General features: G+C 69.8%; 13 protein-coding genes. 12 read left to right on the top strand and 1 reads right to left on the bottom strand.

What is annotated here, in order from left to right:
- Positions 1-19: 19 nt before the first annotated feature.
- On the bottom strand, positions 20-2,251 hold the full coding sequence (locus OHN74_RS39095) for an alpha-L-fucosidase (protein ID WP_327699292.1): 2,232 nt from the start codon (positions 2,249-2,251) through the stop codon (positions 20-22).
- A gap of 410 nt (positions 2,252-2,661) precedes the next feature.
- Here OHN74_RS39095 and OHN74_RS39090 point away from each other — a divergent pair, with 410 nt between their 5' ends.
- From OHN74_RS39090 to OHN74_RS39035, 12 genes are all read left to right on the top strand, one after another.
- Positions 2,662-3,726: a sugar ABC transporter substrate-binding protein gene (locus OHN74_RS39090; RefSeq protein ID WP_327699291.1), complete on the top strand. Its 1,065-nt coding sequence runs from the start codon at positions 2,662-2,664 to the stop codon at positions 3,724-3,726.
- A gap of 47 nt (positions 3,727-3,773) precedes the next feature.
- Positions 3,774-5,336, top strand: coding sequence for a sugar ABC transporter ATP-binding protein (locus OHN74_RS39085; protein ID WP_327699290.1), 1,563 nt, complete (start codon positions 3,774-3,776; stop codon positions 5,334-5,336).
- Positions 5,329-6,372, top strand: a complete 1,044-nt coding sequence (locus OHN74_RS39080) for an ABC transporter permease (RefSeq protein WP_327699289.1) — start codon at positions 5,329-5,331, stop codon at positions 6,370-6,372. The genes OHN74_RS39085 and OHN74_RS39080 overlap by 8 nt, the downstream gene beginning before the upstream one ends.
- A gap of 105 nt (positions 6,373-6,477) precedes the next feature.
- Complete coding sequence (locus OHN74_RS39075; protein ID WP_327699288.1) at positions 6,478-7,812, top strand: L-fuconate dehydratase; 1,335 nt, start codon at positions 6,478-6,480, stop codon at positions 7,810-7,812.
- Complete coding sequence (locus OHN74_RS39070) at positions 7,805-8,695, top strand: amidohydrolase family protein (RefSeq protein ID WP_327699287.1); 891 nt, start codon at positions 7,805-7,807, stop codon at positions 8,693-8,695. Before OHN74_RS39075 ends, OHN74_RS39070 begins: the two co-directional genes overlap by 8 nt.
- A gap of 18 nt (positions 8,696-8,713) precedes the next feature.
- Positions 8,714-9,151, top strand: coding sequence for an RbsD/FucU domain-containing protein (locus tag OHN74_RS39065; protein ID WP_327699286.1), 438 nt, complete (start codon positions 8,714-8,716; stop codon positions 9,149-9,151).
- On the top strand, positions 9,148-10,191 hold the full coding sequence (locus OHN74_RS39060; protein ID WP_327699285.1) for a zinc-dependent alcohol dehydrogenase: 1,044 nt from the start codon (positions 9,148-9,150) through the stop codon (positions 10,189-10,191). Before OHN74_RS39065 ends, OHN74_RS39060 begins: the two co-directional genes overlap by 4 nt.
- Positions 10,188-10,949 carry an SDR family oxidoreductase gene (locus OHN74_RS39055; RefSeq protein ID WP_327699284.1) on the top strand — a complete coding sequence of 254 codons (762 nt, stop codon included), beginning with the start codon at positions 10,188-10,190 and terminating at the stop codon, positions 10,947-10,949. Before OHN74_RS39060 ends, OHN74_RS39055 begins: the two co-directional genes overlap by 4 nt.
- Entirely contained in the window at positions 10,946-11,578 is a 633-nt protein-coding gene (locus OHN74_RS39050; protein ID WP_327699283.1) for a bifunctional 4-hydroxy-2-oxoglutarate aldolase/2-dehydro-3-deoxy-phosphogluconate aldolase, read from the top strand. The genes OHN74_RS39055 and OHN74_RS39050 overlap by 4 nt, the downstream gene beginning before the upstream one ends.
- On the top strand, positions 11,575-12,612 hold the full coding sequence (locus OHN74_RS39045) for a sugar kinase (protein WP_327699282.1): 1,038 nt from the start codon (positions 11,575-11,577) through the stop codon (positions 12,610-12,612). The genes OHN74_RS39050 and OHN74_RS39045 overlap by 4 nt, the downstream gene beginning before the upstream one ends.
- Before the next feature lie 78 nt (positions 12,613-12,690).
- Entirely contained in the window at positions 12,691-13,041 is a 351-nt protein-coding gene (locus OHN74_RS39040) for a hypothetical protein (protein ID WP_327699281.1), read from the top strand.
- A complete protein-coding gene (locus tag OHN74_RS39035) occupies positions 13,032-13,766 on the top strand; it encodes a FadR/GntR family transcriptional regulator (RefSeq protein WP_327699280.1) in 735 nt (244 codons plus the stop codon). The genes OHN74_RS39040 and OHN74_RS39035 overlap by 10 nt, the downstream gene beginning before the upstream one ends.
- The last annotated feature ends 2 nt before the right edge of the window (positions 13,767-13,768 follow it).

The following is a 13,768-nucleotide window of genomic DNA, read 5'->3' as shown; positions in this document are numbered from 1 at the left end:
TCGTGACGTCGGGCGAGGACTACTGGGCCGTGAAGGTCCACAGCAGGTTGGTGCTGCTGCCGTACGTCCACTGTTTGGTGACGGAGCCCGAGGCCACGTTGCCGCCGCCGTCGAGGACGAGGCCGGTGGTGCGGTTGGCTATCGAGTACTGGCCGGCACCCCGGTGGGTGATCGTCCACTGCTGGTTGTTTCCGCCGTTCCAGGCCGCCTGCCGGGCGACGGCACCGTCGGACGTGGCACCCCAGCCGTCCGCGACCATTCCGGTGGTCCGGTTGACCAGCCTGTAGTAGCCGTTGCCGACGTCGACCGCCTGCCACTGAAGGTTGGGAGAACCGTCCCATGTCCACTGCTTGAGGTTGGCCCCGAAGGTGGTACTGCCGCCGCCGTCCAGCGCGAGGCCGTTGGTGATGTTGCCGATCCTGAAGTACGTCGCCGGGTTGAACTGGACCCTCAGCGAGGTGACCTGGTCGTTGTTGCCCGTGACTCTGAGGTCGGGATTGTCTGCGGTGAAGGTCCACGAGGTGCCGGTGAAGTTGTCGCCCGAGTAGCCGACGAGCCGGTAGCCGGGGGCCAGCCAGAGCGAGGAGAGGCTGAGTGCGCCCAGTCCGGCCTGCTGCAGCTGGTTCGCGGTGTAGTCGCCGACGGCGAGTACGGCGCCGGTACCTGAGTAGTCGACGTCACCGAAGGCGACGGCTCCGGTCCGCGGCCGCAGGCTGGGAATGGCGTCGGAGAAGGTGAGCTTCAGGACGTAGGCGTTGGCGGTGTGGGGCGCCGAGGACGGCAGGGACACCGTCAGCCCGGAGGCGTTCTGCACGGGTGTCGGCAGGTTGATGTAGCTGCCCGCGGTCGAGTCGAGCAGTTCGACCGATGTCAGGGACGAGAGGTTGATCCGGCCCGAGCCGAGGGTCGTGATCGTCAGGGAACTGCCGGGCCAGCCAAGGACGGTGGCGTACAGGACGTTGTTCGTCTTGTTCCGGGTGAAGCGGATGTCCTGGGCCGTCCCGGCGGTCGGGTTGGTGAAGGAGCCGCCGCCCATCTTCGTCGGACCCTCGCCGTACACGCTCCACGCGCGGGTCGAGTACACCGACTCGCCGAAGCGCTTCAGGTAGTCACCGATGCCGAGCAGGATGTCCTTCTGGGCCTGGGGGATGGTGCCGTCGGCCATGGGTGCGATGTTCAGCAGCACGTTGCCGTTCTTGCTGACCCGGTCGAGGAACGAGTGCAGCATCTGCCGGGTGCTGTAGTAGCCGATGCCCTGCGTGTAGCACCAGCTGGAGCTGGAGATGCTGTCGTCGGTCAGCCAGTAGGGCGTGGTGAGGTCGCCCGGCCCGCCCCGCTCGTAGTCGAAGACCTCGCCCTTGCCGTTCATGCCGTCCTTGTACGTGGCGACGACCTCACGGCCCCAGCTGTTGGCCCGGTTGTAGTAGTACGACAGGAACTTCAGGCGCTGCGTCTCGTCGACCGCGTCCAGCTTGAAGTCCTGCCAGAGGATGTCGGGCTCGGCCCGGTCGATGACCTCCTTGAGCTTGTCGTACCAGAGCTGGTTCTCCGCCGCCGCGCCGAGCTGCCCGTAGAGCTTCTTCAGACTGGTGTCCGTCTGCGCGGGCGCGAACTCGTAGAAGCCGTTGTAGTTGTACGCGTGGTGCATGGCGACCAGCAGCTTGAGGCCCCGGCTTCGGACGGCCGTGGTGAACAGGCCCAGCAGGTCGAGCTTCGGCCCCTTGGCGACCGAGTTCCACTCGTTGACCTGGCTGTCCCACATCGAGAAACCGTCGTGGTGCTCGGCGACCGGCCCGGCGAACTTCGCGCCCGCGTCGACGAACAGCTGCACCCACTCGTCGGGGTCGAAGTTGCCGCCCGCCGACTTCAGCTTCGGGGCGAACTGGACGGTGTTGCCCGCCAGGTCCTTCGCTCCGTTGATGAAGTTGTGGTACGGCCAGGCCGACGGCTGTCCGTAGGTCGCGATGTGGTGCGTGTTGGCGTTGCTGCCGGCCGAGTACATGCTGCGCGGGTACCACTCGTTGTCGTACGCGGGAACGCTGAAGACACCCCAGTGGAAGTAGATGCCGAACTTGGCGTCCTGGAACCACTCCGGAGCCGGCGGGTGCTGGTCGACCGAGTTCCAGTCGGGTGTGTACGTGCTGGGTGCCGCCTGCGCGCCACCAGCGCCGAACAGGCCGTCGGCGACCGTTGCCGCGGCCACGAAGGTGGCGCTCGCGAGGAAGTGGCGCCTGTTGATCGAACTCGACATGGGACATCCCTGATGCGGTGCCGGTAGTTACGGACGAAGGTCGTCCATGCGTCCCGGGCATGTCAACGGTTACGCAGGGATGAAAAGCACTCCTTGACCAGGGGTTTTGTCTCTTTCTTCATATTTCATCATGCTTGAACACTCTGAAGACATGGTATGTCTCGCCGCCGCGGCATGGCTGAATCGCCTCATGAATCCTTCGCGATTGATGGGATGGATTTGACCTTGAACCTGCCACCTTGAGTGCCGAGCTCACACGCAAAACCGTATTTAACGGGCACATTGCGCGAGAGACTGGACAGGCCTTCAACTGCTCGCCTATATATACATCCCATCTCTCCGAGCTGTGACACACGGTTGTCGCCCATCCGAAACATCTCCCGCTACGGGACCAGCGTGAGGAAGTACCGATGAGAGTCAGAACCGCCCTCTGTTCCGCCGCCTCCGTCCTCTCCGCGCTGGCTCTGCTGACCGCCTGCGGCGGCTCCGGCAGCACCGGCGCGTCGAGTGACGGCACACCGCTGATCGGCGTCGACTACCCGCGCTCCGACACCGACTTCTGGAACTCGTACATCAAGTACACGCCGGAGTACGCGAAGGAACTCGGCCTCTCCCTCAAGACCACCAACTCGCAGAACGACGTCGCCAAGCTGACCGCCAACGCGCAGACGTTCATCAGCCAGGGCGTCAAGGGCCTGGCGATGGCCCCGCAGGACACCGCCGCCATCGCGCCGACGCTGGCGCAGCTGGAGGCGAAGAAGATCCCGGTCGTCACCGTCGACACCCGCCCCGACAGCGGCAAGGTCTTCATGGTGGTCCGCGCCGACAACCGGGCGTACGGCGAGAAGGCATGCCAGTTCCTGGGCACCAAGCTCGGCGGCAAGGGCAAGGTCGTCATGCTCCAGGGCGGCCTGGACTCCATCAACGGCCGTGACCGCACCGAGGCGTTCAACGACTGCATGAAGAAGAACTACCCGGACATCAAGGTGTTCGGCGAGGCCACCAACTGGGACGGTGCCGTCGCCGCGCAGAAGCTCCAGACGGACCTGACGGCCAACCCGGACATCAAGGGCGTCTACATGCAGTCCAGTTTCGCCCTGGCCGGCACCCTCCAGGTCCTCAAGCAGAAGGGCCTGCTGGTCGAACCCTCGGACAAGAAGCACGTGTTCGTCGTCTCCAACGACGGCATCCCCGAGGAACTCAGGTCCATCGCCGAGGGCAGGATCGACGCCACCGTCTCCCAGCCGGCCGACCTCTACGCCAAGTACGCCCTGTACTACCTGAAGGCCGCCATCGACGGGAAGACGTTCAAGCCCGGCAGGACGGACCACGACAGCACCATCATCCAGGTCCGTGACGGCCTGCTGGAGGACCAGCTCTCCGCCCCGCTGGTCACCGCCGACGGCGGTACCTACGGCGGCGTGGCAAGCCTGAAGAGCGACGACAAGTCCCTGTGGGGCAACAACCTCGGCTGAACCCCTGCCAGACAGCCCCAATGACACACGGACACAAGGCGGTTGAGATGAGCGACGGGGAGCGAGCAGTCACCCCCGCGCCCGCCCCGGCGGACGACGGCCGGGCCCCGGCGGGCCCGCCCGTCGTCGAGGCGACGGGCATAGTCAAACGATTCGGTCCGACGGTGGCGCTCAACGGCGCCCGGATCACCATCAGGCCCGGCGAGACACATGCACTCGTCGGTCGCAACGGAGCCGGCAAGTCGACCCTGGTGTCCGTCCTCACCGGGCTTCAGGCCCCGGACGAGGGCACGGTCGCCTTCGGCGGCGTCCCGGCCCCCCGGCCCGCGGACCGGGACGCCTGGCGCAGACGGGTGGCCTGTGTCTACCAGAAGTCGACGATCATCCCCACCCTGACCGTCGCCGAGAACCTCTTCCTGAACCGGCACGAGCACGGCCGGGGCCGGCTCATCACCTGGCGGGGTGTGCGGCGTCGTGCGCGGGAACTGCTGTCGGCCTGGTCGGTGGACGTGGATCCGCAGACCCTGGCCGGTGAACTGGACGTGGAGCAGCGGCAGTTCGTCGAGATCGCCCGCGCGTTGTCCTTCGGCGCCCGGTTCATCATTCTCGACGAGCCGACCGCCCAGCTCGACGGCGCGGCGATCAACCGGCTCTTCGACCGCATCCGCGACCTGCAACGCCAGGGCGTGACCTTCCTGTTCATCAGTCACCACCTCCAGGAGGTCTACGAGATCTGCGACATGGTGACGGTGTTCCGGGACGCCCGGCACATCCTGACCGCGCCGGTGACCGAACTCCCCCGAACCGAACTCGTCGCCGCCATGACCGGCGAGGCAGCGACCGACCGTCGCGAGGAGCGGGCCGGTTCCCTGGCCGCCGAGGCGACCGCGGCTCTGAGCGTCAGCGAACTGAGCGGCGACACCTACGACGGCGTCACCTTCCGGGTGGGCGCCGGCGAGATGGTCGGGCTCGCGGGGGCGGCCGGCAGCGGTCGCACGGAGGTCGCCGAGACCGTCGTGGGACTCAGGGCGGCGGACGGCGGCCAGGTCGCCATCGCCGGTCAGCGTCCCCGGCCGGGCAGTGTCCCCGCCGCGCTCGCCGCGGGCGCGGGATTCGTCCCGCAGGACCGCCACCACCAGGGCTTCGTACCCGACATGTCGATCGCGGACAACGCCACCCTGTCCGTGCCCCACCGGATCGGCAGGAACGGGTTCCTCAGCAGCCGCACCCGGGACCGGCTCGCCGAGGGCATGATCGAGAACCTGGCGATCAAGACACCCGGTCCCGAGCTGCCCGTCTCCTCCCTGTCCGGGGGCAACCAGCAGAAGGTCGTCATGGCCCGCGCCCTGGCCGACGCCCCTCGGCTGCTGGTGCTGATCAACCCGACGGCGGGTGTGGACGTGCGCTCCAAGGAGTTCCTCCTCGACAAGGTCGAGGAGACCGCTCGGACCGGCACCGGTGTGCTCATCGCCTCCGACGAGCTCGACGACCTGCGCATGTGCGACCGGGTCCTGGTGATGTTCCAGGGCCGAGTGACCTCAGAGATCACCCGCGGCTGGCACGACCACGACCTCGTGGCCGCGATGGAAGGAGTGGACCTCCATGCCTGAAACCGTCCTCGCCGAGACACCCGCGCCCAAGGCCACCGAGTCCGGGACCGGGCGGACCGCGCTGTTCGGCGGCCGGATACCGGTGGCCAGGCTGCGCGACCTCGCGCTCGTCCCCGCCATCGTGGTGATCGCGATCGTCGGCCAGATCGTCAGCCCTGTCTTCCTTCAGGCCGACAATCTGATCAACGTACTGCAGACCATGTCCGAGATCGCGCTGCTGGTCCTCGCCCAGACGATGATCCTGATCGTCAAGAAGATGGACCTCTCCCTGGAATCGACCATGGGCCTCGCGCCCGGTGTGGCCGCCTGGCTGGTGGTGCCGACCGGCGCGGGACACGGACTGGGGCTCCTTCCCGGCGCCTGGGCGATCCCGGTCACGCTCGCCGTGGGCGCGCTGATCGGCGTGGTCAACGCGCTGCTGATCATCCGCTTCGGCCTCAACGGCTTCATCGTCACCCTCGGCATGCTGATCGTCCTGCGCGGTGTCCTGACCGGCATCTCGGGCGGCCAGACCTTCTTCCAGCTGCCGGAGTCGATGCTCTACCTGGGCACGGCACAGTGGTTCGGGATGCCCGCCTCCATCTGGCTCTGCCTGGCACTGTTCGCGGTGGCCGTCGTGGTCCTCGGCTGGACCAGCTTCGGCCGCTCCCTGTACGCCATCGGCGGCAACGTCGACGCCGCGAAGGCGGCCGGGATCCGTACCGACCGGGTGCTGTGGATCGTCCTGGTCACCGGCAGCCTGCTGGCCGCCCTCGCCGGACTGCTGCTGTCCGGACGGCTGGCCTCGGTGGCCTCCGCTCAGGGCAACGGCTACATCTTCACCGTCTTCGCCGCCGCCGTCATCGGCGGGATCAGCCTCAACGGCGGCAAGGGCACCATGTTCGGGGCCTTCAGCGGCATCCTGCTGCTCTTCATGATCCAGAACGTGCTCACCCTGGGCGGCGTGCCCGCGCAGTGGATCGGCGCCCTCAACGGCCTGATCATCCTGGTCGCGCTGATGATCTCGCGCATCACGGGCGGCAAGGTCCAGGACTGAACGGGCGGCCGTCGCCGGATCCACCGTGACCGCGCGGCCCCGCCCTCCGCCGTCGTCGTTCCCCAATCGCCGCAGGGTCCACGCCCCTGCCCCCTAGGAGTTGCCATGTCCGCGACCGAGTCCCCCGTATCGGCATCTGCCCGCATCATCGCCCTGGACGTGCTCGACGTGCGCTTCCCGACGTCCGAGCACCTGGACGGCTCGGACGCGATGAACCCCGAACCCGACTACTCCGCCGCCTACGTCGTGCTGCGCACCGACGCCGCCGACGGCCTGGAGGGCCACGCCCTGGCCTTCACCACCGGCCGCGGCAACGACGTCCAGGCCGCGGCCATCGCAGCCCTCGCCCCGCACGTGGTGGGCCTGTCGGTCGCCGAGGTCTGCGCCGACCTCGGCGCGTTCTCCCGTTCCCTGGTGCACGATCCCCAACTGCGCTGGCTGGGCCCGGAGAAGGGCGCCATCCACATGGCGACCGGCGCGGTCGTCAACGCGGCCTGGGACCTCGCCGCCAAGCGCGCCGGCAAGCCCGTCTGGCGCTTCCTCGGCGAGATGCCGTCGGAGGAACTGGTCGCCCAGGTCGACTTCCGCTGGCTCAGCGACGCCCTCACCCCCGAAGAGGCGCTGGAGATCCTGCGCCGCGCCGAACCGGGCCGCGAGGAGCGCATCGCCCGGCTGCTGGAGCGCGGTTACCCCGCCTACACCACCACCCCCGGCTGGCTCGGCTACTCCGACGAGAAACTGGCCCGCCTCGCCCGCGAGGCCGTCGCGGACGGCTTCACCCAGATCAAGCTGAAGGTCGGCGCCTCCCTGGAGGACGACGTACGGCGGATGCGCGCCGCCCGTGAGGCGGTCGGGGACGGCATTCGCATCGCCGTGGACGCCAACCAGAGATGGGACGTCCAGCCCGCGATCGACTGGATGCGCGAACTGGCCCCCTACGACCCGTACTGGATCGAGGAGCCCACCTCCCCCGACGACATCCTCGGCCACGCCGCCGTCCGCAAGGCCCTCAGCCCCATCAAGGTCGCCACCGGCGAGCACATCGCCAACCGGGTCGTCTTCAAGCAGCTGCTCCAGGCCGGTGCGGTGGACATCGTGCAGATCGACTCCGCCCGGGTCGGCGGCGTCAACGAGAACATCGCGATCCTGCTGCTCGCCGCGAAGTTCGGCGTGCCCGTCTGCCCGCACGCCGGCGGGGTCGGCCTGTGCGAGATGGTCCAGCACCTGTCGATGTTCGACTACATCGCCGTCTCCGCCACCCTTGAGGACCGCGTCATCGAGTACGTCGACCACCTGCACGAACACTTCGTCGACCCGGTGCGCATCACCGACGGCCACTATCTCGCTCCCGCCCTTCCCGGGCTGAGCGCGCAGATGCACCAGGACTCCCTCAAGGAGTACACGTATCCGGACGGGCCGGTCTGGGCCTCCCGTGTCTGACAGCCGGCGTCTGGTGGACGCCCACCATCACCTGTGGGACCTGGACCGCCGACCGCAGCCCTGGCTGGACGAGCCCGGTCACGAGCCCGTCCGCCGCTCCTTCGGCGCGGCCGACCTGCGCTCGGCGGCGACCCGGCCGATCGCCGGACGGGAGCCGACGAGCACGGTGGTCGTCCAGTGCGTGGCCTCCGTGTCCGAGACACGGGAACTGCTCGCCCTGGCCGGCGCCGACCCGCTGATCGGCGCGGTCGTCGGCTGGGTGGACCTCACCTCCCCGGCCGCCGGGGACACGCTCGACGACCTGCTCGCCGGGCCCGGCGGCCCGTACCTCCGCGCCCTGCGCCACCTCGTACAGGGCGAATCGGACCCGGCGTGGCTGCAACGGCCTTCCGTGGAGAGGGGGTTGCGGGCGGTGGGCGAGCGCGGACTGGCGTACGACGTCCTGATCCGCAGCCACCGGTTCGACCAGGCGGTCCACCTCGCGGAACGCTTCCCCGATCTGCCGATCGTCCTCGACCACGCGGGCAAGCCGCCCATCGTCCGGGGTGAACTGGGCAACTGGGAAAGGCAGTTGCGGAGGCTGGCCGCGCACCCTCAGGTGCGCTGCAAGGTGTCGGGCCTGGTCACGGAGGCCGACCGGCGGAACTGGACGACTGCCGGCATCCGCCCGGTGTGGGACGTGCTGCTGTCCGCCTTCGGCTCCGACCGGCTGATGTTCGGTTCCGACTGGCCGGTCTGTGTCCTCGCGGGCGGCTGGAACCGCTGGGCCGCCGCCGTCGAGGAACTGCTCGTCGGCTGCTCCGCCGCCGAGACGTCGGCGATCCTCGCCGACACCGCGACCGCTTTCTACCACCTGAACTCCCTTTCCCTGACGCCTCTTTGAGAGGAAGGAGGGCACATCGTGCTCCTGACCGACCTGCTGCACCCCGGAATACTGGAAGCGCTGGCCGGAGCCGGCCACGGCGCCCGCGTCCTGCTCGCCGACGGCCACTACCCGGCGAGCACCGCGACCGGGGAACGCGCCCGGACCGTCCATCTCAACCTGGCCCCCGGCCTGTTGGACGTCACCACCGTGCTGGACGTCCTGCTGCGGGCGATACCCGTCGAGTCCGCCCATGTGATGGTGCCGCCCCCGGGCGAACCGGAACCGCCGGCCATCGCCGAGTACCGCGCCCGTCTGACTCCCCTCCCGGTCGACACACTCGGCCGCTTCCAGTTCTACGACGCCGCCCGCTCCCCCGACCTGGCGCTGGCGCTCGTCACCGCCGACACCCGTACCTACGCCAACCTGCTGCTGACGATCGGCGTCCGCGCTGAAAGGACCCTGACCCCGCGATGACACTCGCCGTGCGTTACCTGGCCGCCCGAGCTCTCGACACCTCTCCCGTCGACACCGTCGAGCCCGGACCCGGCCAAGTGGAACTGGCCCCCGCCTTCGTCGGTATCTGCGGCACCGACCTGCACATCTTCCACGGCGACATGGACACCCGGGTCCGCACACCCGCCGTCCTCGGACATGAGATGTCCGGCCGCGTGGTCCGCGTCGGCCCCGGCGTGGAGGGCTGGGCGCCCGGGGACGCGGTCACCGTGATGCCGCTGCGCTGGGACGACACCTGTCCCGCCTGCAACGCCGGCCATCAGCACATCTGCCAGCACCTCGACTTCATCGGCATCGACTCCCCCGGTGCCATGCAACAACGCTGGACGGTGCCCGCCTCCACCCTGGTCCGGCTGCCCGAATTCCTTCCGCTGGACCGGGCGGCGCTGGTCGAGCCCACAGCGGTCGCCGTGCACGATGTCGGCCGTGCCGCCGTCGCCGAGGGCGAGAAGGTCGTCGTGGTCGGTGGCGGACCCGTCGGGATCCTCATCGCCCTCGTCGCACGCGCCGCCGGAGCCGAGGTCCGGGTGGTGGAGCTCAGCGCCCACCGACGGCTGCTGGCCGAGGAGTCGGGACTGGCCACCTGGGACCCGGCCGACACCGACGTGCCCGCCCTGGTCCGCGACTGGACCGGCGACGCCGGCGCGGACGTCGCGTTCGAGGTGTCCGGCGCCGCGGCCGGTGTGGACACGGCGGTGGAGGTGCTGGGGGTGCGGGGCCGGCTGTGCCTGGTGGCCATCCACCCCCGGCCCCGTGAGATCAACCTCCACCGCTTCTTCTGGCGCGAACTCACCCTCGTGGGCGCCCGCCTGTACGACCGCACCGACTTCGAGAAGGCCGTGACCCTGGTGGCCGACGGCACGATCCCCGCCGACCGGCTGATCAGCAAGGTCGTCCCGCTCACCGAGGCGCCCTCGGCGTTCGAGGCGCTGGAGGGCGGCGGCGACGTGATGAAGATCCTCATCGACTGCACCGACGACACCCAGGGAGCCGCCGTATGACCATGTTCGATCTCACCGGGAGGCTCGCGGTCGTCACCGGCGCCCGGCGCGGCATCGGCCGGGCCATGGCGCGCGCACTCGCCGAAGCCGGCGCGGACGTCATCGGCGTCAGCGCCCACCTGGAGGAGTCCGGCAGCGCGGTGGAGAAGGACGTCACCGCCGCCGGCCGCGCCTTCGAAGCCATCCGCGCCGACCTCGCCGATCCCGAAGCCGTACGGGCTCTGGGCGCCGACCTCGCGGAGCGGGAACGGCCCGTGGACATCCTCGTGAACAACGCGGGCACCATCCGTCGCGCACCGGCCGCCGAACACACCGACGCGGACTGGGAGTTGGTCCTCCAGGTGAACCTCAACGCCCAGTTCACCCTCACCCGCGCGGTGGGAGCGGCCATGGTGGCCAGAGGCCGGGGCAAGGTCATTTTCACGGCGTCGCTGCTCAGCTTCCAGGGCGGCATCACCGTCCCCGGCTACACAGTGGCCAAGCACGGCATCACCGGCCTGACCAAGGCCCTCGCCAACGAATGGGCCCCGCACGGCGTCAACGTCAACGCCGTCGCCCCCGGTTACATCGCCACCGACAACACCCAAGCCCTCCAGGACGACCCCGCACGCAGCCGGGCCATCCTCGACCGCATCCCCGCCGGCCGCTGGGGCGACGCCGACGACCTCGCGGGCGCCACCGTCTTCCTCGCCTCCGACGCCGCCACCTACGTCCACGGCATCACCCTGCCCGTAGACGGCGGATGGCTGGGCCGATGAGCGGCACCGGTCTGGCTTCGCTCCTGGCAGGCGCCCGAATCGTGCCGGTCCTCACCATCCCGTCCGCAGCGACGGCCGGTGCGCTGGCCGACGCCCTGACGGCGGGCGGCGCCACCTGTGCCGAAGTCACCTTCCGCACCCCCGACGCCGAACAGGCACTCAAGACGATGGCCGCCCACGGCGGCCTGACGGTCGGCGCAGGCACCGTCCTCACCCCCGAACAGGCAGAACGCGCCGTCGCAGCCGGCGCCCGATTCATCGTCTCCCCCGGCTACGACGAGCAAGTCGTAGCGAAATGCGGGGAGTTGGGTGTGCCCGTCGTTCCTGGAATCGCGACGGCGACCGAGTTGATGCGGGCTCTGCGAGCCGGTCTCGACACGGTGAAGCTGTTCCCCGCCGAAGCCCTGGGCGGCCTGGCCACCCTGCGGGCCCTCAGCGCGCCCTTCCCGCAGGCACGCTTCGTGCCGACCGGCGGTATCGACGCCGAACTCCTGACCGCCTATCTCCCCGAACCGGCGGTGCTCGCCGTCGGCGGCAGCTGGATGGCCACCCGCACCCATCTCGCCCACGGCGACTACACGGCCATCCGCCGCCTCACCGCCGAAGCCGTGGACAGGAGCACGCCATGACCGACGTGATCGCACTCGGCGAGGTGATGCTCCGCCTCGACCCGGGCGAAGGCCGCATCCGCACCGCACGCACCTTCCAGGTGTGGGAAGGCGGCGGCGAATACAACGTCGCCCGCGGACTGCGCCGCTGCTTCGGACTGCGCACCGCCATCGCCACCGCCCTCACCGACAACGCGGTGGGCCGGCTCGTCGAGGACCTGATCCTCCAGGGCGGCGTCGACACCGCCCACATCCGCTGGACACCCGACGACGGCATCGGCCGCACCACCCGCAACGGCCTCAACTTCGTCGAGCGCGGCTACGGCATTCGCGGCGCCCTCGGCGTCAGCGACCGCGCCCACACCGCCGTCTCGCAACTCGGGAAGGGAGACGTCGACTGGGACACCCTCTTCGCCACCGGCCCCCGCTGGTTCCACACCGGCGGCATCTTCGCCGGCCTCTCCGACAGCACCGCCGACGTCGCCGAGGAGGCCATGACCACCGCCCGCCGCCACGGCGTCACCGTCTCCTACGACCCCAACTACCGCCCCAGCCTCTGGGCCGACCGGGGCGGCCCACAACGAGCCCGCGAAACCGACCTACGACTCGCCGGCCACGCCGACGTCGTCGTCGGAGCCCTCGCCCTGACCGGAGAGCATCCCGGCGCGACACACACAGCAGCGGACGAGGTACCCGACGCGCTCTCCGCCGCGGCCGGCCTCGTGCCCCAGGCCAAGGTCCTGGCCACGACCCTGCGCGAAGTACCCTCCGCCGGGGTCAACGACTGGTCGTCGGCCGCGTGGTCCGCCGAAACGGGCTTCGTCCCGGGGCCGCGGATGCCAGGTCTGCACATCCTGGACCGCATCGGCTCCGGCGACGCCTTCGCCGCCGGCCTCATCTACGGACTGCTCACCGGCGCCTCCCTCGAACACGCCCTCGCCTACGGCACCGCCCACGGCGCCCTCACCATGACCACGCCCGGCGACGTCTCCATGGCCACCCTCGCCGAAGTCGAAGCGCTCATCGCGGGCGGCTCGGCAGCGGTCAGACGCTGAAGCCCGGCCAGCGTCCCCGGCCCTCACCGCCAAGGAGACCTCATCGCGCGACACCGAAAGATCACGGGCACCGTCGACGTGGCCCGGGACGCCGGCATCCGGTACTACGACACGGCACCGCACCTGGGCCTGGGCCTCTCCGAGAAGCGTCGGGGAGCCGCCCCGATCACCCGCCCCCGGACGATCGCGGACGTCCGCACCGCCCACGGCACCGCCCTCCCCGCCGCCGCGACGGCCTTCCCGTACGGCCGTCCCAGTATCATCGACGTCACCCTCGGCATGCGGAGCCCCGAGCAAGTGGCACGGTACGTGGAACTCCGCCGTCGGCACATCCCCGAAGGTCTCTGGGACGATCTTCGTGCCCAGGAACTGATCAGGTCGGACGTGCCCGCGGACAGCGGTCATGGAAGGAGTTCGCGTTGTCACTGACGGACAAGGCCATCGAGCAGATCCGTGAGCTGATCCGCACCGGCGCCCTGCCACCGGGATCGAAGCTCCCGCCGGAACCGGAACTGGCCGCCCAGCTCGGTCTGTCCCGCAACCTCGCCCGCGAGGCGGTCAAGGCCCTCGCCGTCGCGCGGATCCTGGAGGTCCGCCGAGGCGACGGCACGTATGTGACCAGCCTGGAGCCCCGGTTGCTGTTCGAGGGCCTCGGCGGGGCGGTGGAACTGCTCCAGGGGGACTCGGCCGCCCTGCAGGACCTCATGGAGGTACGCCGGCTCCTCGAACCGATGGCCACCGCGCTGGCCGCCACCCGGATCTCCGACGAGCAGCTCGCCGAGGTCAAGGGCCATCTCGACGCCATGCGCGAGGCCCGCGACGACGTCGAACGGCTCAATGCCCACGACGCGGCCTTCCACCGGGCCGTCGTCTCGGCGACGGGCAACGACACGTTGCTCACCCTTCTGGAGGCCATCTCCGGCCGCACGCTGCGCGCCCGTATCTGGCGTGGCCTGGTGGACGCCCAGGCCGCGGGACGCACCCTCGCCGAGCACGAGGCGATCTACCGGGCGTTGTCCACCCGTGACGCCTCCCTCAGCCAGGCCGCCGCTCTGCTGCATGTGAGCAGCACCGAGCAGGGGCTGAGAGATCACCTGCGCTCCGCCGACGCCCTCGCCTACCGAGCGCCGACGAAAGCCGCCACCGGCACCTGACC

The organism is Streptomyces sp. NBC_00459 (genome assembly GCF_036013955.1).
Classification (GTDB): Bacteria; Actinomycetota; Actinomycetes; order Streptomycetales; family Streptomycetaceae; genus Streptomyces.
The sequence above is the reverse complement of the archived record's forward strand: the minus strand, read 5'-3'. Positions and strand labels throughout refer to the sequence as shown.

Coding starts and splice junctions, on each gene's coding strand:
- OHN74_RS39095 (WP_327699292.1), bottom strand. CDS start 2,251: ATGTCGAGTTCGATCAACAGGCGCCACTTCCTCGCGAGCGCCACCTTC.
- OHN74_RS39050 (WP_327699283.1), top strand. CDS start 10,946: ATGAGCGGCACCGGTCTGGCTTCGCTCCTGGCAGGCGCCCGAATCGTG.
- OHN74_RS39055 (WP_327699284.1), top strand. CDS start 10,188: ATGACCATGTTCGATCTCACCGGGAGGCTCGCGGTCGTCACCGGCGCC.
- OHN74_RS39060 (WP_327699285.1), top strand. CDS start 9,148: ATGACACTCGCCGTGCGTTACCTGGCCGCCCGAGCTCTCGACACCTCT.
- OHN74_RS39090 (WP_327699291.1), top strand. CDS start 2,662: ATGAGAGTCAGAACCGCCCTCTGTTCCGCCGCCTCCGTCCTCTCCGCG.
- OHN74_RS39085 (WP_327699290.1), top strand. CDS start 3,774: ATGAGCGACGGGGAGCGAGCAGTCACCCCCGCGCCCGCCCCGGCGGAC.
- OHN74_RS39075 (WP_327699288.1), top strand. CDS start 6,478: ATGTCCGCGACCGAGTCCCCCGTATCGGCATCTGCCCGCATCATCGCC.
- OHN74_RS39045 (WP_327699282.1), top strand. CDS start 11,575: ATGACCGACGTGATCGCACTCGGCGAGGTGATGCTCCGCCTCGACCCG.
- OHN74_RS39080 (WP_327699289.1), top strand. CDS start 5,329: ATGCCTGAAACCGTCCTCGCCGAGACACCCGCGCCCAAGGCCACCGAG.